The organism is Verrucomicrobiota bacterium (assembly GCA_016200005.1).
Taxonomy (GTDB): Bacteria; Verrucomicrobiota; Verrucomicrobiia; order Limisphaerales; family PALSA-1396; genus PALSA-1396.
On sequence record JACQFP010000002.1, the window covers coordinates 28,589 to 47,953 of the forward strand.

General features: G+C 60.8%; 13 protein-coding genes. 6 read left to right on the plus strand and 7 right to left on the minus strand.

The window, feature by feature from the left end; genetic code table 11:
- Window positions 1-38: 38 nt before the first annotated feature.
- The 7 genes from prfA to HY298_00385 form a co-directional block, all read right to left on the minus strand.
- Entirely contained in the window at window positions 39-1,118 is a 1,080-nt protein-coding gene (gene prfA, locus HY298_00355; protein ID MBI3848730.1) for a peptide chain release factor 1, read from the minus strand.
- A gap of 158 nt (window positions 1,119-1,276) precedes the next feature.
- A complete protein-coding gene (gene rpmE, locus HY298_00360; protein ID MBI3848731.1) occupies window positions 1,277-1,519 on the minus strand; it encodes a 50S ribosomal protein L31 in 243 nt (80 codons plus the stop codon).
- Window positions 1,520-1,678: 159 nt separating this feature from the next.
- Complete coding sequence (locus HY298_00365; GenBank protein ID MBI3848732.1) at window positions 1,679-1,855, minus strand: hypothetical protein; 177 nt, start codon at window positions 1,853-1,855, stop codon at window positions 1,679-1,681.
- A 290-nt stretch (window positions 1,856-2,145) separates the two neighbouring features.
- Window positions 2,146-5,922 carry a FecR domain-containing protein gene (locus HY298_00370; protein ID MBI3848733.1) on the minus strand — a complete coding sequence of 1,259 codons (3,777 nt, stop codon included), beginning with the start codon at window positions 5,920-5,922 and terminating at the stop codon, window positions 2,146-2,148.
- 177 nt (window positions 5,923-6,099) lie between these two features.
- Window positions 6,100-7,872, minus strand: coding sequence for an immunoglobulin domain-containing protein (locus HY298_00375; GenBank protein ID MBI3848734.1), 1,773 nt, complete (start codon window positions 7,870-7,872; stop codon window positions 6,100-6,102).
- A gap of 181 nt (window positions 7,873-8,053) precedes the next feature.
- On the minus strand, window positions 8,054-9,460 hold the full coding sequence (locus tag HY298_00380; protein MBI3848735.1) for a sigma-54-dependent Fis family transcriptional regulator: 1,407 nt from the start codon (window positions 9,458-9,460) through the stop codon (window positions 8,054-8,056).
- A gap of 77 nt (window positions 9,461-9,537) precedes the next feature.
- Window positions 9,538-12,258 (minus strand): CHASE2 domain-containing protein, encoded by a 2,721-nt coding sequence (locus tag HY298_00385; GenBank protein MBI3848736.1) that lies wholly within the window; start codon window positions 12,256-12,258, stop codon window positions 9,538-9,540.
- A 355-nt stretch (window positions 12,259-12,613) separates the two neighbouring features.
- On the opposite strand from HY298_00385, the gene HY298_00390 reads away from it, so the two are divergent.
- The 6 genes from HY298_00390 to HY298_00415 are packed head-to-tail and all read left to right on the plus strand — an operon-like array spanning window position 12,614 to window position 19,355.
- Window positions 12,614-12,814, plus strand: coding sequence for a hypothetical protein (locus HY298_00390; protein ID MBI3848737.1), 201 nt, complete (start codon window positions 12,614-12,616; stop codon window positions 12,812-12,814).
- A gap of 1 nt (window position 12,815) precedes the next feature.
- The gene (locus HY298_00395) at window positions 12,816-14,030 is read left to right on the plus strand and encodes a hypothetical protein (protein ID MBI3848738.1); all 1,215 of its coding nucleotides are present in this window, start codon (window positions 12,816-12,818) and stop codon (window positions 14,028-14,030) included.
- Between the two features lie 41 nt (window positions 14,031-14,071).
- The gene (locus tag HY298_00400; protein ID MBI3848739.1) at window positions 14,072-15,916 is read left to right on the plus strand and encodes an ABC transporter ATP-binding protein; all 1,845 of its coding nucleotides are present in this window, start codon (window positions 14,072-14,074) and stop codon (window positions 15,914-15,916) included.
- Window positions 15,913-17,244, plus strand: coding sequence for a glycosyltransferase family 4 protein (locus HY298_00405; protein MBI3848740.1), 1,332 nt, complete (start codon window positions 15,913-15,915; stop codon window positions 17,242-17,244). Before HY298_00400 ends, HY298_00405 begins: the two co-directional genes overlap by 4 nt.
- Before the next feature lie 18 nt (window positions 17,245-17,262).
- Window positions 17,263-18,345 carry a glycosyltransferase family 4 protein gene (locus tag HY298_00410; protein MBI3848741.1) on the plus strand — a complete coding sequence of 361 codons (1,083 nt, stop codon included), beginning with the start codon at window positions 17,263-17,265 and terminating at the stop codon, window positions 18,343-18,345.
- Window positions 18,342-19,355, plus strand: a complete 1,014-nt coding sequence (locus tag HY298_00415) for a phosphotransferase (GenBank protein ID MBI3848742.1) — start codon at window positions 18,342-18,344, stop codon at window positions 19,353-19,355. Before HY298_00410 ends, HY298_00415 begins: the two co-directional genes overlap by 4 nt.
- Window positions 19,356-19,365: the final 10 nt, after the last annotated feature.

The following is a 19,365-nucleotide window of genomic DNA, read 5'->3' on the forward strand; positions in this document are numbered from 1 at the left end:
ACAAGATTAAGATTCAGATTTGGATTAAGAGCTGCATTTCAAGTTTGCGAGGCTTTCAACTTTTCCTCCAAATCGTGCGCCATGAGCGGTTCAATCATTGGATCGAGATCGCCGTCAATGAAACTCGCGAGGTTGTAGAGCGTGATTTCGATGCGGTGGTCGGTCACACGGTTCTGCGGAAAATTGTAGGTGCGGATTTTTTCGCTCCGCTCGCCGGTGCCGACCTGCGCTTTGCGCTGCGCGGCATACTTGGCGTTTTCGTCGGCCACCTTTTTCTCCAACAGTCGCGAACGGAGCACGGTCAACGCCTGCTGTTTGTTTTTCTGCTGCGAACGGCCATCGGCGCAGCGAACAATCAAGCCGCTCGGCTTGTGATGAATTTGCACGGCGGAGTCGGTGGTGTTGACGCCCTGGCCACCTGGTCCGGACGCGCGGCAGACGGTGATGTCCAGATCTTCGGGGCGCAGTTGCACGTCCACCTCCTCGGCTTCCGGCAACACGGCGACGGTGCAGGTGCTGGTGTGAATGCGCCCCTGCGCTTCGGTTGCCGGGACGCGTTGGACGCGGTGCACGCCGCTTTCGTATTTCAGCCGCTTGTAAACGTCCGTGCCGGTGACGCTGAAGACAATTTCCTTGAAACCGCCGAGGTCCGATTGGCTGGAGTCGAGCGTCTCAACCTTCCAGCCGCGGCCTTCGGCGTAGCGCGTGTACATTCGGTAAAGATCCGCGGCGAAGAGGGCGGATTCCGAGCCACCAGCGCCGGCGCGAATTTCGAAGATGGTGTTCCGTGAATCGCTGGGGTTGGGCGGCAGAACGCCGCGTTGAATTTCGAGGGCTAGACGCTTTTCCTCCGCTTCGAGGCGTGCAATCTCCTCCTTCGCGAGAACAGCGAGTTCGGAATCGGCGGGTTCGGTTTTGAGCAGCACGCGGTTTTCTTCGAGGTGCGCCAGCGTTTTCGAATAGTCTTTGCCAAAGGCAACGAGGTCCTTGAGGCGTGCGTACTCACGCGACAATTCCTGGGCGCGTGCCTTGTTGTCGATGACTTTTGGGTCGCTCAGCGCGACCTCAAGTTCAGCGAGGCGGCGTGCGAATTTTTCGATGTGCGGACGTAAATCCATTCTTGTTTATGATTTGCGATTTACGATTGACGCATCCGTTCAGCCATCAGCGCGCAGATCGTAAATCGTAAATCGAAAAAATGTCCGGGCATGACCTGAGAAAACACAACGCCCGCGATTCCGAAAGTTCGGAATTGCGGGCGTTGATTCGGAAAGCGCTACTTCTTTTTTTTGCGGGTGCTGGCTTCGGCCTGGGCGGCCTGCGTCTTGGCCATGCGCTGCTGGAACTTGTCCACGCGGCCGGCGGTATCGACGAATTTCTGCTGGCCGGTGTAAAAGGGATGGCAGACGTTGCAGATACCGACGAGAATGACGGGTTTGGTGGAGCGGGTCTTGATGACGTTGCCGCAGGCGCAACGGATTTCCGCGTCCAAATATTTCGGATGAATTTCAGCTTTCATAACAAAGGGTGGAAAAGCTACCAGCCGCAAACGGCTTGGCAAGCGTTAAAATTGCAACCCGATGTTTTGGCGCTTTCCGCCGCCAGCACCACCTCCCGGTGTCATATTGTCTTCTGAGGCAATGGGGCGCGCCCCCTCGGAACGCGCCGTTTCGCGCCATTAATACCGATTCATCACATAATACAGATACCCCAGCACTGCTGAGACGATCAGGCCGGCGAGGATCGACCACCGGAGAATCACCCGACGTTTGCGCCGCAAGTTGCGCCCGCCCATCCCGGGGAGCAGGTAAAACCGGCCGTGATCCTTGTGCACTTCTTTTTTTGACCAGAACATGATTATCAGTTTGACGCTATTCCCTCGCCAACCATCGGAAACGTGGTGGGTCTGTTTCCGCCAGGAAAAATCCGACGGTGGAAGGGAATGGAAATATTTTTTCCCACCGCAGCCTGAGTAATTTTTGGAATTGTATGGTGACAATTAACATTAGCTGCTTTTTGTCGATTTGTGCAATCGGTCTTTTTGGGTTGAGCAGCCGGAGGCGAAACCCGAGCGTGTCGGTCAAAGCTATGTCGCCCGATGCAAGTCTGCCAGCGCATCGACGACGCGTCACCACGAGGTCGTTGTCAAAAGTTCAGGCGCACGCTCGCGGTGAACGTGCGGCTGCGCGGCAACTCGGAATGGAGATTCAGCGGATTCAGCCGGTAGTCCGTGTCGAAGAGGTTCAGCAGGCCGAGCCGGATCTCAGCATGACGACGCGGGAAGCGGTAGCCAGCCATGAGATTGTGCTGCCAGAGGTTTTCGCCCGCCAGCGACGGCGTGTAACCGGAGTTGCTCTGCAGATACCAGGCGGACTCCCATTGCGCGAACACGCCGCTGCGATGATGAAAGTTCGCCGTGAGTGAAAGCTGATGCAGCGTGGCGCGATTGTTCTGCTCCAACAGGTCGAGATTGGCCGCGCCGTCGGGAACCTGCGGAAACCGTCCCATCAACGTCGCCTCGCTCAAACGATATCGTGCGCCCACAGAAAAGTTGTCGCCCAACAATTGCCCCGCGTAGGCCGAGAGACTGCGCTCGCGAAAATCCAAGGTCTGACTCGTGCTTGACGGAGAATCGGCGAACGGCAGAAATGTGGAGTTCGTCACGACGCCAACCGCGCGCGAGCCACGCGAAGTCAGCCACTCGGCTTCGACGCCGAACCACGTGCCGCTGGCCAGCGATTGGTCGAAACCGACGCCGGCCGTCTCGAACTCGGTGCCCGGCACAAGGCCCGCCACGCTTTCGGGAATCAAGCTGCGAAACGCCTGGTTGAATCCGCCGATCTGGGTCGGTTCCAGGCGCACGCTGTTGTCAAAATAAAGTCCGCCCAACGACTTCGCGTAGCTCGCGCGCAACAGCCCGCGCTCCCACGGCGTGAAGAGCAGCCCCGCCTTCGGCGAGACGAGGTCGCGCGAAGTTTCTCGGCCGGAGACGGGCGGTAAATCCATGTTTTCTGGAAACTGAATGTGATCGTAGCTGACGCCGCCAATCAGGCGGAGCGAGTCCAGAATTTGCCACGAGCCATACGCATAAACGTCGCCGCGTTGGAGCGAGCCGCTGGCGTTCTGATCGTTAAAAAAAGTAACTAGTGGTCCTCCAAACGCCGGATTGAGCGTCCCGCGATCCTTGACATCGCCCGATTGCCAGCGCCCGCCGATCACGAGCGATTGTTTCGGCGTCTCCCACACGTGTTGCAATTCCGCCGAATAGAGAGTGAAGTCGCTGGCCAGGTCGAGAATCAGCGGCAGTCCGAATGGTTGCGGTGATTGGACTTCAGTCGTCACGCCGCCAACCTGGCGAAGGAACGGCACATTCGGCAGCGGATCGTGCAGCGTGAGCCGGTCGTCAAGCCGCGCGACGAGCAGCAATGTGTGACTGCCCGGCGACCACGCGTGGTGCCAGCCCGCGTAGAGCGTCGGTTCTTGAGTTTCTTTCACGCGGAAGCCGGGATTGGCTTGCGCCGGATCGTAATGATCGGCCACGTCGCCTGCCTCAGCGTGGAGGTCGCCGATTTGAAAATACGCCTCGTCGTCGGCCGTCACTCGCTGCTTCGCGGTCAGAATGAATTGACGCCGGTCGGCATCGTTGTTCACGCGCTGGCCGTTCAGGCTCTCGTAATTCGCATCGAACGCGTAGCTGAATCCGTCGAACGTGCCAAAGGCAGTTCCCGACTGCCGCCAATCGCCGCGGCTGGTGTATTCCGTCAGCGAACTGACGCCGACCGGCCGTTGATCGAAGAACTGCAGGTGTTCCTGCTGGGAGAGCAGTTGCGAGAGATTGCCCGCGCCGGGCGGAGCCAGGAGGTTCGCGACGAGCAACTCGCTTTGCCGCGCCGTTTCCAGCCGCAAGTCAAAACGGTTCACGTCCTCCAGCGTCTGAAAACTGTTGGCGAGAAAGAGATGGCCGGAAAAGTTTGCGTAACTCTCGGACACCGCCTGCGCCGCGGCGTGGCGACTCGCGTCCGGCACGCCGACCTCGTCGTAAAGCGCGGCGAGATTCGCGCTGCGCACGGAGCGATCACCGTCGAGCAGCAGCCGCGAGCGAAACGGCGCGCGTTGGTCGTTCAAATCCGAGGAACGTTCGAGGTCGCGGATGGCTTCGTTCAGCCGGTTCTCCTGCCACAGATGCAGCGCCGAGTAGAGCCAGGCGGTCGGGTCGTTCGCGTCCAGTTGTTTGGCCAGGCCAAATTCCTTTTCTGCCGCCGGCGCGTCACCGAGCGCGCTGGCGGCCTTGCCGAGATAGGCGCGGAACAAGGCGCGTTGCGGTTCGAGCGCGGCCGCGGCCTGAAACGCGGCGCGCGCCTCCGCGTACTGGCGTTCACGCAGCCGACATAAGCCGCGCCCCAGCCACGCCGGACCGAACGCGGCATCCAGTTCGCGCGCGTGATCAAACGACTCGCGCGCGCCGGGAACGTCGCCTTGCTCGATCAAGACGAAGCCGCGCAGCGCGTGGGCTGTGGCCAGTCGCGGCGAAAGTGCCAGCGCGCGATCCAGCTCAGCGAGGGCTGCACGGTGATGGCCGAAGGAGAATTCCAATTCCGCGAGTCGTGCCAGCGCGAACCCGAACTGCGGCGCGATCGACGCGGCCTTGCGGGCCGCCGCCAGCGCGCCGGGCAAATCACTCTGCGCTTGGCGCGCATAACTGTGCGCCAGGAGTTCGCTGGCCGAGTGGATGCTTCCGACGTGACGATCTACGCCAGAATCACCGCGCACGACGGCGATGAGTTCGCGCAAGGCAGCGGCTGCGGGCGCATCGCTTGGCAGACCGGCCAGCACTTGTTCAGCCTCGGCTACGCGGCCGACCGCAAGTTCGAGTTGGGCACGGAGAGCGTTTGCTCCCGCGCTCAGTTCGTTCGGAGTCGCGGGCCAAGCGTCCAGCGCGGCAAGCAGATCGCCGGCACGATAGTTACTCAAACTCCCAGCAAGCGCTGTTTGCTCTGCGGCGGTGAGTTGGAGTTCAGCTGGATTGACCACGGCGGGGTAGTAAAGCGCCCATTGAATCGCAGCGGTGGCATTGACGAGCGCGGTTTTTTGCGGCGCTTTGCCGACTTGGAGCCGTAGATCCTGTCCGCGTTCGAGTGCGAGTTCGCCATCGCGGGTCTGGAGGGCGACGCGCCCGTCGATCAGAGCAAGGTGCAGCGACGTAGCGTCAGTTGTATCGTTGGACACCACTTCCAGCAGAAATTCCGTGCCGCGGATTGCGCCGGCGGCCAGCGGCGTGTCGAACTCCACATCGGCGGGTTTTTCGCGGTTGAAAAAGTACAACGAGCCGCGCGAAAGGCCGAAGCGTCTTTTCTCGTTGCTTCGCGGCGGCAGAATTTCGAGCGTCGTCCGTTCGTTCAAGCGGATGACACTGCGGTCGGACAATTGGACGGCAGCCCGGCTCATCACGCGCGTGCGCAGTCGGTCGCCGGACTTGAGCACCTGGCCGGCAGCGGCGGGTTGCCAGTTGGTGCCGCCACCCATCGCATATTCAACCTTGCCGGCCGCTTCGATGACACGGCTCAGGAGGTTGGTGTCAACGGCGCTCGCCCGGTTCGTGGATTGGGCGTCGGCAGCAGGCGGCGCGAGCACGCAGAAAATCAAAACCGTGAGAAGTCGCCGCACACCGGAATGGTGCAACAAGCGTGGGGAAAAATGAAATCCATTTCTCCGACACCGCGAGCCATCGCCCGCCGGTGGTTGGAGTTCACGCTTCAGCGTGGGGTCGCGATCGCGCGAAACAAAATGAATGGGTACCGCGGCAGGATTTCCAATTTTTTGGAAGTCGATGACAAGGCGGAAATTTCCCCGCGTGGGCGGCGGACGACCGCGTTGGCGCAGCGTGCCAACGGTCGCGCAGAGTCTTTCGCAGCGTGCCTTCATCAGTTTATCCTGGTGACTTTAGCAGCAGTCTTGCCAGAGGTTGGCGGGAATGCCGGATACTGAGTTGCCCCTTGATTTCATTGGTTTGTTTGAACCTATTTCAAAGCTGCATTGAGAGAGAGGATCAAACCTGGTGTGTTCCGATTGCGGAACAGGAAGAATGGGTTGCGCCAAGATTTACTCGATGCGAACGCGGAAAAATCTTGTGCCGTCTCCGGACAGATAAAGCACCAGCGACTGGTCGTTACCAAAGTAAAAGTTGGACCAGGGTTGCCACGGGCCGGTGATCGTCGCGGCTTCCTCCACATAATAGCGCTGGCCGGACATAGTCGGGAAACTGAGCTCCAGCCAGTTGGAGACGCTCGTCAGTGAACATTGCGTCGGGATGACCACGTGCAATGGCAGCGTGGCGGAGAGTGAACCGAGGTCGTTTGTGACGGTCATGACATAGTCGGCCGTGTCGTTGGTGGTCGTACTGGGGAAGAAGATTCCCGGGGCAGTCACCCCCGGCATCGCGTTCGTGTACTTCTTCCACGTAAAGCATAACGGTGGCGAGCCGGCCAGACTAGCGGCGAGGGTGGCCGGAGAGCCTTGGGCGACCGTCACAGTGGTTGGTTGCGAGAGCAAGGCCGGCGCAGTCGGTTGTTGATTTGTGTTGAGCGAATAATTCAGCCACGCTGTGCCACGGGCGTTGTTGACGCCTTCCACCGCAACAATGTACTGGCGCGATTTGACAACCGCGAACTGGACGCGCGACGCGCCGTTCGTGCCCCCGGCGGAGTTGTGGTCGCACGCAATGGAGATCAAGTCCTGGTAACTGTTGAGCGCGCCGTTGTAAGTGTAGGCCTCCATCACCGTGTCATAGCTGCTGCCGAGGGTATCGAGTGTGATGGTGCCGTTGGTGGGCGGCTGGTACAGCAACCAATACGAAACGCCGCCGCTGATCCCGCAATGAGGCGGTTCATTCGTATCCACGGTGCCGTAAGTGGTGTCGAATATCTGGCTGCCATTGTAGCCGCGCACCACACCCGCGCCCGATGCGCCTGCCGGCGAAATAGTCCCTGCTGGCCGTGAAGCGCCACCGCCGTTCTCGCCGATCAATGGCGAACTGGGTGAATCCAGTAGTTTGCCACGAGCCAGGGTGTCCGTCGCGCCATCCGTATTGATCTGAAGTTCAACGGGAATGGTGAAGTAATTTGGACCGTCAATTGACACGCGCATCTTGTAACGCCCCACGTTGGCGATTTGCAGACTGGGAATTAGAAGATTCGTGGTCGTGATGCCCAGGTCGTTGCCGTTGAAATACCACTTATACTGGCCATTCGCCGCATTGGTCAGGACCACGGTGAGAGAAACCGTGTCTCCCAGGTTAGCGGAGCGGTCGGTCGGCATGCTGAGCACGACGGGTGGCGGAAGGTCAACGGCTTCGAAACTCCACTTCAATTCGAGCAGCCCGGTCGCACCAAAATATCCGTCCACGGCAATTTCGTACGGGTGACCTGCCAGCACGCCGAATTCGATTTCACTCTCGCGGTCAAATCCCTCGGAATCATCCGCGCGCGCCACTTCGATGAGTTTGTCGAAGGTCGTGTCGTTCGTGGAATTGAAATAGTAGGCGGAGAGCAAGGTGTCGAAATCGCTTCCCTCCGTTTCAAATTTCACAACGCCGTTCGTCGGGGCCACCCAGGAAATCCACATGGAATGGCCACCAACTTTACCGCCGTGTTTCGGCTCGCCGACCTCGACGGTCGCGGTCGAATTATTGCCGGTCAGATCGCCGGTCGCGCTCGAAAAGGTGACTCGATTCGTGAAATAATCTTGCAACGACTGCGCTTGAGACGGAATGGCCAGGCATAAACCCGCCAGAACAAAACAAACAGCCAGCGCACCGCGCCTTGGAGGGCAATGGCCGCATTCACCGACGCACGTGCTTTCGACAAACGTCTTCATTCGGTCGGTTTTACTCTTCTCTATGATGTCTGGTTGTCAAATGAGTTCCTTTAGCACCCGGATTGCCAATCGTTCAGGGCGACTCAATTAGACTGAATTGCGCAAAAAACAGCGGGATTTGTGTTGCCAATCCTTTGGTCACACCTAATGCAAATCTGCACTGTTCCGCTGGCGGAACACTTCATTCTTTTGCCACCCGCAGTTCCGGCCATTTCTCCAGCCGCCGCAACAATGCCTGCGGCGACATGCCCAGCTTGGCCGCTGCCCGGCGAATCCCACCGTTGGTCTCACGCAGCGTGTCTTGAATGAGGCGATATTCCTGTGCTTCGACTGGGCTAAGATCACGGTCGGGTGGGAGTGGTTCGGTGGAAGGCAGCGGAACGGGCTGCTTCGTCGTGGCCGTCGCGCCGCGATTCAACCAGTTCAGGTCCAGTGCCAGCCAGCGGCTCTCCTCCAGCGTCATGAGCAACGAGCGTTCGATGACATTGCGCAGCTCTCGCACATTGCCGGGGAAATTGTGCGCGTTGAGCGCGGATAAATCCTCCGGCCTCAGCCGCGGTTTGGTGCGGTTGTATTTTTTGGCGAGCTGGGTCACGAACAACTCGGCAATGCCGGAGATGTCCGCGCGATGTTTGCGCAAGGGCGGCAACGCGACTGTGAACACGTCCAGCCGGTAAAGCAAATCCTCGCGGAAACGGTTGGCCTTCACTTCCTCGGCGAGCGACTTGTTTGTCGCCGCCACAAAGCGGCCCGAGAAAGAAAGGCTTTCCGTGCTGCCGAGCGCGCGGTACTCGCCCGACTCCAGCAAGCGGAGCAGCTTGGCCTGCAACGCAAGCGGCACCTCCGCAATTTCGTCGAGGAACAACGTACCGCCCGCCGCTGCCCCGACCAGGCCAACGCGTTTCTTGTCCGCACCGGTGAACGCGCCCCGTTCTGCGCCGAACAATTCCGATTCAAACATCTCCGCCGGCACCGCCGCACAGTTCACCGCGACGAAGGGCGCATTCGCGTTTGGGTAAGTCAATTGATGGAGCACACGCGCAGCGAGGTCCTTGCCCGTGCCCGTTTCGCCCGTGAACAGAACCGTGCTCGCCGGGTGCTTGGCAGCCTGGTGAAGTTGTTTCAGCACGTCGCGCATCGCCGGGGAATCACCGAACCACTCCGCTGAATCGGCGGTCGGGGTGCGCGTTTGCAGACGCAGTTTTGCCCGTTGCAGACACGCAGCGAGCGCTTCCACGGTCACTGGTTTGGTGAGATACTCCGACAGCCCGTTGCGGGTGAGCGCCACTGCTTCACCCAGGTCCGGCATGCCGGTGATCATCACGATGGGTGCCTCCGGATAGCGCCGGAAGAGTTGATCAAAGAAATCGTACCCTTTGCCGTCGGGCAGGTGATTATCCAGCAGCACGAGGTCGAAGGATCGGTCAACAATGGCGGCACGAGCGGCGGACAACGTTGCCGCCAAGGTCGGCTCGCCGCCCTGCTCCCGGACGACCTGACCCGCCATCGTGGCAAACGCGTTGTCATCTTCCACAATGAGACAGGAGAACTTCTCCGCTGGGCTTCCGGCCTTGTTGGATGCTGACATGGCACTGCCGAGTCTAGCTCGTCCCCGGATAATTCCAAGCCCGGAAACGCGCCTGTCAGAGCCGGCCGCGGATGTTCCTATCGTTTGCCTCGCAAGCAATTTTGGACCGCGCTCAGAATCTCCTCGAGCGCAAAAGGTTTGTTGACCAATACGACGTCGGCGATTTTCTCTGCGTCGGCGCCGTCCTCGCCACTGGCGAGAATCACCGGCAGGTCCGGCCATTTCTCGCGCAGCGCGCGAATCGTCTGGAGCCCATCCATGACTGGCATGGCGCAATCGGTGATGAGCAGTCGCACATCGCTCGCGTGCTTCTGGAAAAGTCGCACGGCTTCCTCGCCGTTGGACGCGGCAAGCACGCGGTAGCCGCACGAAGTCAATTCTGCCGTGAGCAGTTCGCAGATTGCCTGCTCATCGTCGGCCACCAGAATCAATTCACCTTGGCCGCGCGCCAGTCCGACCGTCGGCGCCGCAATCTCCGTGGTCGCGGTTTCCACCGCACGTGGGAGAAGCACTTCAAAGCTTGTGCCTTGGCCCGGTTCACTTTCGACGCGGAGAAAGCCACCGTGGCTTTTGACGATCCGCATCACGGTGGACAATCCGATACCGGTGCCGCGTCCTTCGCCCTTGGTAGTGAAGAACGGCTCAAACATTTTTGCGCGTACCTCTGGCGGGATGCCCGTGCCCGTATCGGACACGAGCAGCGAAACGAATTTGCCCGGCTGGCCGTCGGGAATGGCGGCGGCCTCGGCTTCCGCGAGGTCAACGTTGTCCGCCACGAAGGACAGTTTGCCGCCGGCGGGCATGGCGTCGCGCGCGTTGACACAGAGATTGAGCAGGACCTGATGAAGTTGCGTCGGGTTGCCGCGCACTGGCCAGAGGTCGCGAGGCAAGAAAGTTTCCACGGTGATGTTTTTCGGAAATGTTTCGCGGACCATCTTCTCCAGTTCCTTCACCAGCGCGCCCAATTCGAGCCGCTGAAACTCACCGCCCCGACCGCGCGCGAACAACAACACCTGCCGCACCATATCGGCGCCGCGATGCGTGCTGCTTTCGATCATGGCGAGCAACCGGCGGGACTCCTCGTCCGCGGCCTGGCGGCGAAGCAATTGCGCACCCATGAGAATTGGTGCAAGCGCATTGTTGAGGTCGTGCGCCATGCCGCCCGCCAATGTGCCGATGGTGTTCATGCGCTGCGTGCGGAGAAACTGCGCCTCCAAGAGCTTTTGCTCGGTGACATCACTGTTGATGATCAGCAGCGCCTTGGGCTGACCTGCTTCGTCGCGAATCAGCGTCCACCGGCTGGCGACGGTGACGACCTGACCGCCGCGGGTTTGCTGGCGCAATTCGCCGTTCCATTCACCGTCCTTCAACGCGGCGGCGCGGGCGGTGCCGGCGGTTTCCGCGTCCGGAGAAAACATTTCATCGCATGCGTCCGCGCGCTGTAGTTCGCCGAGTTTCCAGCCATAGAGGCGCTCGGCGCTTGGATTGGAGTAGGCAATCCGGCCGTTGAGATCTTGGACGAGAATTGCGTCGTGCGCCTTGTCTATCAGCGCGGCCTGTTCGCGGATCTTGGCGTCGGCAATTTTTTTGGAGGCCTCGAATCTCTTCCGCGCGCGATACCACTCGACGGAGTAGAACAAGACCGAGCCGCCAAGCGCGACGGGAATCTGCGCGGTGGAAACGATGAGCCACGGAAACCAGACGCCACGTGAAAAACCGGCCAGTGAAACGCCCAGCGCTACACCCGCGCCAGCAAGCGCGGCCATCGTCGCCGGAATGGGTCGCAGCCAGACCAGTCCGCCACCGAACAATAGCGCGACAGCGAGCAGAATTATCATTTCCCTGGCACGTGAGAGTCGCCGCAACCAGTCGCCGCGAATGAGGTTGAGCAATTCCGTGGCGTGGACCTCGACGCCGGGCATGAAAAGCTCCTTGTGTTTCCAGGAATGGAAAGGATTTCGGAATTCGTCCTGTCGCTCGTTGAATAGCTCGGCCATCGGACGCGCGCCGATGAAGACGATTTTGTCGCGGAAGAAGTTTTCGGGCACACCGGCCGGGTCAAGTGCTTGGGTGTAGCTGACATTTGGAATTGCCAACGCCGGACCGTAGTAACGAATCCAATGCTCGTTCGCCGCCCGGACCGCATCGCTGACGCGCGTCGCGGGAAGTTGAAGCCAGGCGGCGGCCGCCCAGATGAGCGACGGCTGGACTTCTGAAGTGAATCCCGCAAAGAAACGTCGCACCACGTAGTCGTCATCCACAATGTGCGATGCCACGCCCCAGGCGACGGCGTTGCTGGCAAACTGTTCGGCTGGCGGCAGCACGTTGATCAGGCGCGCCCAAGGTTGATCCTGACTCGTCACGTGGCTGGAATCATCATTGGATTCACCAGCCAGGATTACACGTCCGCTGTCACGAAGCGCGTTTGCAAACTCGCGATCCGCAGCCGCATTTGCGCCGACATCGCTGAAGACAATGTCGAATACCACCGCGCGCGCGCCGGCTGTCGTGAGCCGGCGAAGCAGCTTTGCGTGCAGTTCGCGCGGCCACGGATGGCTCGGGTCTTGATGTTCGAGCAGGAACGAACGGAGGTCGAGATAGACGATGACGACGGGCAGATTGTTGGTGGTGGCAAGCTCGACACCGTTCAACGAGTGCAGCGAATCGTAGCTGTTGCGCAGCAGGCTCGCGCCCGGTCGCCAGGCCGGATCGAGCAACAGCAACCCCAACAACGCCACCAAGGTCGTCAGCGCCAATGAAGCGAAAACGCGGGATCGGTTGACAGTTGCACGGCTCATGCTCAACAACGGATGGTGCGCGAATAATTTCAAGCTGGCGAGTGCGGAGTGGGAGGAGAAATCCTTCGATCCAGGCAAATCCGCCCATAAGAAGTGTCGGCGCTGTTCTCAACTCTTGCTGCCCACCGCATTCATGCTTACACGCAGCCAGTAATTATCCAACGCGGTGTCTGCGAATCTCACTTGGAACCGTGGTGAAGCGGTCGCACTGAAACCACGCCCTGGCATGTTCCGGGTTTGGCCGTTCTGTTCCGGAAACGGATCGAAGCCACTCCTTTTGTCGTCCAACCTCCCGTCTTTCACAGGCAACACGTAATCCCTTCGCGCTGGCACGGTCGTTGCTAAAACCCTGCTTGTGCAATCAAAGATACAGTGCAAAGATTATGAGCATTGGAGCTTCCTCCTTCTGCCATGCGACGAACTCGCCGGTGTATTGTTGCGGATTGCCACGGCATCGGATGAAGTCTCGACGCGACAAGGCGGCAGGAGAGCATCAGTCCATCTGAGGCAGGCACTGGCCGGCTGGTCGTTGAACAAACCGAAGGAAAGGATTTGAGATGCGTTTTTTGTTTTACTCTCACGATGGTCTCGGCCTCGGTCATACCCGGCGCAATCTGGCGATTGCTGCGGCGCTGACGGAACTTGCTCCGGAGGCTTCGGTTCTTCTCGCAACGGGCGCGGATTATATCAGCCGGTTGGGGGTGCCGCCGCACGTGGACATCCTCAAGCTGCCCGGCCTGCGCAAAATCGCCAACGGCGAATATTGCGCGCGCCATCTGAACCTGCCCGTGCCGGAGATTCGCGGCTTGCGCGCCGAAATGTTGACGACGGCGATCAAAAATTATTTCCCGTCGGTCGTGCTGGTGGACAAACATCCCTTCGGCGCCAGTGGCGAATTTCGCGCCGGCTTGGAGGAATTGCGCAAGCAAGGCGGTCGCGCCGCGCTCGGATTGCGCGATATTCTCGACGAGCCGCAATTCGTCCTCGACGAGTGGCGTCCGTTGCGGATGCAACATCGCATCGCCGCTTACTACGACGAGGTTTTCATTTACGGTCAGCGCGCGATTTTCGACGCCGCCACGGCTTATGAATTCCCGGCGAGCATGATCGAGCGCACACGCTTTTGTGGCTATGTCGAAAACGACGAATCCGACGCCGACCTTGCCGATGTCAAACTGCCTTTCCCTGTTCGTGAGGATCGGGTGCGTCCCGTCGTGCTCGCGACGACCGGCGGCGGCGAGGATGGTTTTGCCATGCTGGAATCGTTCATCCGTGTCGCCGCCGACGCGCCGTGGCAGGGCGTCGTCATAACCGGGCCGATGACGCCCGAACCGGAAGCCAGCACCATCATGCGTCTTGCCGAGGAGAACAACGTCGTCGTGCGCAAGTTTCTCCCGCATCTTTCGGCCTTGTTCTGGTCGGTGGACGCGCTCGTCTGCATGGGAGGCTACAACACGCTTTGCGAGGCGGTATCGAAGGGCGTGCCGACGGTGTGCGTGCCTCGCATCGTGCCGCGCACCGAGCAACTGATTCGCGCCAACGCTTTCCAGCGGCTGGGCCTCGTTAACACCATCCGCCCCGACCAACTCAACGTGGAAAATCTCCGGGCGGCCGTCGGCGCGGCGTTGAAGAAATCACGGCAGGACCTGCTCGCGCGCGCGCAGAAACATCTGAGCTTTGACGGCGCGCGCCAGGCTGCCCGTCGGCTGCTGGCGCTGGCCAACGACCGCTCGTTGGCCGCCTTGGACCTCAATGGCAGCCGCGTGATCTGAAATCTCGCCATGAATCGGCGCGTCTGTTAACCTCCTCTCAAATGTCACAGCCGCTTCCGCTCCCTCAACGTCTGCCGGGCCTGTGGCGGATTCTGAAATATTTCTGGCCGCACGCGCGGCAATATCGGCTCCTGATCGCGGGTTCGCTCGTGGCGCTCTTCGCTGAGGTCGCGCTGCGGTTGCTGGAACCCTGGCCGATCAAATTTGTCTTCGACCACATCATCGGCTCGAAGCGTTCGACGAAAACGGCGATGCCAGAATTTCTGGCGTCGCTCGATTCGATGTCGCTGCTCACCGTGGCGGCGATCGCGGTGGTCGTCTTCACGGCGCTGCGGTCGCTCGCCGCGTATTGGGAGACCATCGGCTTCACGCTCATCGGCAACCGCGCGCTCGCCAAGGTCCGGTCCCAACTCTACCGCCACGTCCAATATCTCTCGCTTTCGTTCCACACCCGCGCGCGCACCGGCGACCTCGTCGTGCGCATGATGGGCGACGTGGGAATGTTGCAGGATGTGGCGGTGACGGCGTTCCTGCCGCTCATCGCCAAGGCGCTCATCGTTGCGGGCATGATCGGCCTGATGTTCTACATGAACTGGCAGCTCGCGCTTATCGCGGCGGCGGTGCTGCCGCTGTTCTGGTTGCGCAGCGTTTCGCTCGGCAAAAAAATCCGTGAAGTCGCCAAGAAACAACGCAAGCAGGAAGGCGCGATGGCCGCAAACTTCACCGAATCCATCAGCGCCATCAAAACCGTCCAAGCCCTTTCGCTCGAAGAAAGTTTTTCACGCGCCTTCACCGAGGTGAGCGAGAAGAATCTCAAGCAGGACGTGAAAGGCAAGCGCCTCTCTGCCGCACTGGAACGCTCGCTCGACGTGCTCATCGCGGTCGCCACTGCGTTCGTGCTATGGTTTGGCGCGCGGCTCGCGCTCGCCGGTGAAATCAGCGCGGGCGATCTTTACCTCTTCATCGCGTATCTCAAGTCCGCGTATCGTCCCGTGCAGGACTTCGCGAAATACACCGGTCGCCTCGGCAAAGCCTCCGCCGCCGGCGAACGCGTGATTGATTTGCTCGAGCGTGTCCCCGACGTGCGCGACCTGCCCGGCGCGGTCCGCGCGCCGTCCTTCGAAGGTCGTGTGCAATTTGACAACGTCGCTTTCGCATACGAACACAGCCAGCCATTGCTCGAAGGCATTCAACTGGAAGTGGAATCCGGCCAACATATCGCGCTCGTCGGGCCGTCCGGCGGCGGCAAATCCACATTGCTCAGTCTCTTGCTGCGCCTTTACGATCCGGTGAGCGGGCGCGTGCTGATTGACGGCCGCGACATTCGTGAGTTCACGCTCGAATCCCTCCGCGCGCAAATCAGCGTGGTGCTTCAGGACAACGTGTTGTTCGCTGCCAGCGTGCGCGACAACATCGCCTGCGCCGCGCCCGGCGCCACGCTCGAGCAGGTCCACGCCGCCGCCCGGCTTGCCAACGCCCACGACTTCATCAGCGCGTTGCCGCAGGGTTACGATACCATTCTCGGTGAGCGCGGGGTCACCCTCTCTCATGGCCAGCGCCAGCGAATCGCCATCGCCCGCGCCGCAATCCGCCAGGCGCCGATTCTGATTCTCGACGAGCCGACGACCGGCCTCGATCGCAAGAACGAGCGCGAAGTGATGGAAGCCTTGGAGCGACTCTACGCCGCGCGCACGACTTTTCTGATTACGCATGATCTGCAACAAGCGGCTGGCGTGGATGTGATTCTTTACCTCGAGGGCGGCCGGATCATCGAACGTGGCACGCACGATGAATTGATGCAGCGGAACGGACGCTATGCCGCGTTGTTCCGTTCGCAGGCGAGGATGAACGACACGCAGCGGGAGCGGATTGCTTGTCTGTCATGAAGATCCTCTACCTTTGTCCGGACCTCGGCATTCCCGTGCTGGGCCGCAAGGGCGCGTCGGTGCATGTGCGCGAACTCTGCGGCGCGTTCCACCGTGCGGGCCATCGCGTCGTTCTCGCCGCCCAGATGCTCAATAAATCGCCGTGGGAAAAGCCGGCGGTACTCGACGTGCCGATCGTGCAGGTGCGGCCGTCGCCGGGCGCCGGCGGCGCCGTGCTGGCGTTCAAGGAATTCAATGAATTGCTCGGCGTGGACAATTCGTTGCCCGGCGAGCTGCGCCGGATTCTCTACAACAAGGAACTTGAAGGTGAATTGCTGCGTCGGTTTGAGAACGACCCGCCGGATTTCATTTACGAACGCGCCTCGCTCTACGCCACCGCGGGGGTGTCGCTCGCCCGCACGCTCGACGTTCCGCTCATTCTTGAACTCAACGCGCCTCTCGCCGTGGAGCAGGCGGCGTATCGCGCCACTGGCTTCGGTGAACTTGCGGCGCAAGCCGAACGCTGGACGCTTTCACATGCCGACGCCGTGGTTGTCGTATCGTCTGAACTTGCGAAGCATGCCAGGTCGCTCGGCGTGAAGCCGGGCAAGCTGCACGTGATACCCAACGGCGTGAACCCGGAATTGTTTTATCCGGCGGGAGCGGAGCGCGGCCTTCAGGCCGCTTCAGATACTACCATCCGCAAAAAGTCAGAGTTGGCTGACACTTCACAGGGCGTGAATCGAAGCGGGCTGAAGCCCGCGCTCCGGGGCGCGGGACACGGTTCACCCGTCCTCGGTTTCGTCGGTGGATTGCGGCCGTGGCACGGCGTGGAGATTCTACCGGATTTGCTGGCAAGATTGAAGAAGCGGCATCCAGGCGTGCGTCTGGTCATCGCGGGCGACGGTCAGTTGCGCAGCGCCTTGGAGCGGGAGTTCGCCCGGCGCGGTCTGCGAGGGAACGTGACCATCACGGGCCTGCTCCCGCACGAGGCGGTGCCAGAGGTCATCCGGCAGTTCGACGTGGCGCTCGCGCCGTATCCCGCGCACAAGCACGACTTTTATTTTTCGCCGCTGAAGCTGTTTGAATACATGGCGTGCGGCGTGCCAGTGGTGGCGGCCAAGCTGGGTCAAATTGCGGAAGTGGTGCGCCACGGCACAACCGGCCTGCTGTATCCGCCGGGCAACCTGGCGGCGCTCACGACGAATTGCGAGCGGTTGCTGAACGACGCCAAGCTCCGGGCAAAACTCGGCAGCGCCGCAGCGAAACTCGTGCTTGGCCGGTTTACATGGGAGAAAAATGCCGGACGCGTCGTCGCCCTGGCGCGCAAGCTGGCCGCCGTTCACTGAAATTAACGCTGCCCGTCCATGACACTGCAACGCATCGCCTACGTCCTGAAAATTTTTCCGAAGCTCTCGGAGACGTTCATCACGGGCGAGTTGGCGGAGTTATGTCGGCGGGGTGTCGAGTTGCGGATTCTTTCCCTGCTGCCGCCGCGCGAGGAGTTACAGCATGAACTCGTTCATCGTGCGGGCTTGACCGAACTCACCACCTACGACCTGCAGAAGTTTGCCCCGGTGCTGCACGAATTTCGCCCGCAACTGATGCACGCCCATTTCGCCACGGAGGCCGCGGACAAGGCGCGCGCGCTGTCCGCAGAGTGCGGCGTGCCGTTCACGTTTACGGCGCACGGCTATGATATTCATCGCAAACCGCCGGCGGATTTTCACGAGCGGGCGCTGGCGGCGCAGGCGGTGGTGACGGTGTCGCATGCGAACGCGGATTACATTTCAACAACCTTCAATGTCCCCGCCGGGCACCTCCGCGTGATTCCTTGCGGCGTGGATACGGAAACGTTCCGACCGGCGAAGACTCCGGTGGACGGTGGCGCTCCGCCGTGGATCGTTTGTGTGGCGCGGCATGTGAGGGTGAAAAACATCAGCTTGCTGCTCGAGGCCTGCGCGGAGTTGCGACGTCGCGGTCTCAATTTTCGTTGCGCGTTGATTGGCGGCGGGCCGCTCTACGAAGAATTGAAGGCCAAGCGCGCCGACCTTGGGTTGGAAGAGATTGTCGAAATGCCCGGCGCCGCGGAGCAACGTGAGGTTTTGAGATGGTGGCAGCGGGCCGCGGTGGGCGTGCTCACGAGCGAGAACGAAGGCATGCCGGTGAGTTTGATGGAAGCGGCATCGTGCGGCGTGCCGGTGGTGGCGCCGGCGGTTGGCGGAATTCCCGAACTCGTGCTCGATGGAGAGACGGGCCTGCTGACGAAGCCGAACGATTTGGAAAATCTGGTTGCGACACTGGAACGAGTGTTGCGCGACGAGCAATTGCGGACGCGGCTCGGCTCGGCGGCGCGGGCGCGGGCGGAGAAAAAGTTTTCCGTTAAGCATCAGGTGGATCAATTGCTCGCGCTGTGGTCGGAAATCCTGAATGGAGGAAATCGCGCGTGAATATTGCCGTGAGCGATCCATTCAACGCGGCGGCGGACGCGGCGCTGCCCACGGTCGCGATAGCGCTTGATCCAGCGCGGGCGAAGAGCGAGTTCAAACGGCGACTCCCCAAGTTGTCCGGCGATGGCAGGCTGCGGCTGAAGGCCATCCGGGTCACGCGCCACAAGCCGGGCAAGCGCTGCGTCATTGAATACGATGTCGAAGTGGACCGACCCGACCTGCCGAAGCACGCGCTCACGCTGATCGGCAAAATCCGCGCGGGACGTTCCGGCAACGAAGGGTTTCGCCAGCTCGAAACGATCTGGAACTCGGGTTTCGACGCCCAAAGCGCGGACGGCGTGTCCGTGCCGGAACCCGTCGGCGTGATTGCGGAATTCAAGATGTGGTGCCAGCGCAAAGTGCCGGGTGAGACAGCGACGCGGCTTTTGGCGGGACCGGACGGCGTGACGTTGGCCCGGCGCGTGGCGGATGCGATTCACAAGCTGCATCGCGCCAGCCTCCCTGCAGAACGCGCCCACTCCATGGCCGATGAGCTGCGCATTTTGCGGGGATGTCTTGAGAAAGTCTCGGCGCAGCGGCCCGAGCTGGCGGCCCGGGTTGCGCGCGTTAGGGCGGCATGTGAAGAATTGGGCGCGAGTGTGCCGGCGCCGAACCCTTGCGGGATTCATCGCGATTTTTATCCGGCGCAGGTGATCGTGGACGGCGCGCGGCTGTGGCTGATTGATTTTGATTTGTTCTGCCTCGGTGATCCGGGTCTGGACGTGGGAAATTTTCTGGGTCATGTGACGGAGCAGTCGTTGCGGGAGCGCGGCCGGGCCGATGCGTTGGCAAACGTGGAAAATGCGTTGGAGGAACGGTTCGTGGAGTTGTCCGGCGAAACCGTCCGTGCAGCGGTCCAAGCGTACAAGACGCTGACATTGGCACGACACATCTATTTGAGCACGCAGTTCCCGGAGCGGCGACATCTCACTGAAGATCTCGTTAAACTATGCGAAGAGCGTTTGGGGTAGTGACTCCGTC

Coding starts and splice junctions, on each gene's coding strand:
- prfA (MBI3848730.1), bottom strand. CDS start 1,118: ATGGATTTACGTCCGCACATCGAAAAATTCGCACGCCGCCTCGCTGAA.
- rpmE (MBI3848731.1), bottom strand. CDS start 1,519: ATGAAAGCTGAAATTCATCCGAAATATTTGGACGCGGAAATCCGTTGC.
- HY298_00365 (MBI3848732.1), bottom strand. CDS start 1,855: ATGTTCTGGTCAAAAAAAGAAGTGCACAAGGATCACGGCCGGTTTTAC.
- HY298_00370 (MBI3848733.1), bottom strand. CDS start 5,922: ATGAAGGCACGCTGCGAAAGACTCTGCGCGACCGTTGGCACGCTGCGC.
- HY298_00375 (MBI3848734.1), bottom strand. CDS start 7,872: ATGAAGACGTTTGTCGAAAGCACGTGCGTCGGTGAATGCGGCCATTGC.
- HY298_00380 (MBI3848735.1), bottom strand. CDS start 9,460: ATGTCAGCATCCAACAAGGCCGGAAGCCCAGCGGAGAAGTTCTCCTGT.
- HY298_00385 (MBI3848736.1), bottom strand. CDS start 12,258: ATGAGCCGTGCAACTGTCAACCGATCCCGCGTTTTCGCTTCATTGGCG.
- HY298_00395 (MBI3848738.1), top strand. CDS start 12,816: ATGCGTTTTTTGTTTTACTCTCACGATGGTCTCGGCCTCGGTCATACC.
- HY298_00400 (MBI3848739.1), top strand. CDS start 14,072: ATGTCACAGCCGCTTCCGCTCCCTCAACGTCTGCCGGGCCTGTGGCGG.
- HY298_00405 (MBI3848740.1), top strand. CDS start 15,913: ATGAAGATCCTCTACCTTTGTCCGGACCTCGGCATTCCCGTGCTGGGC.
- HY298_00410 (MBI3848741.1), top strand. CDS start 17,263: ATGACACTGCAACGCATCGCCTACGTCCTGAAAATTTTTCCGAAGCTC.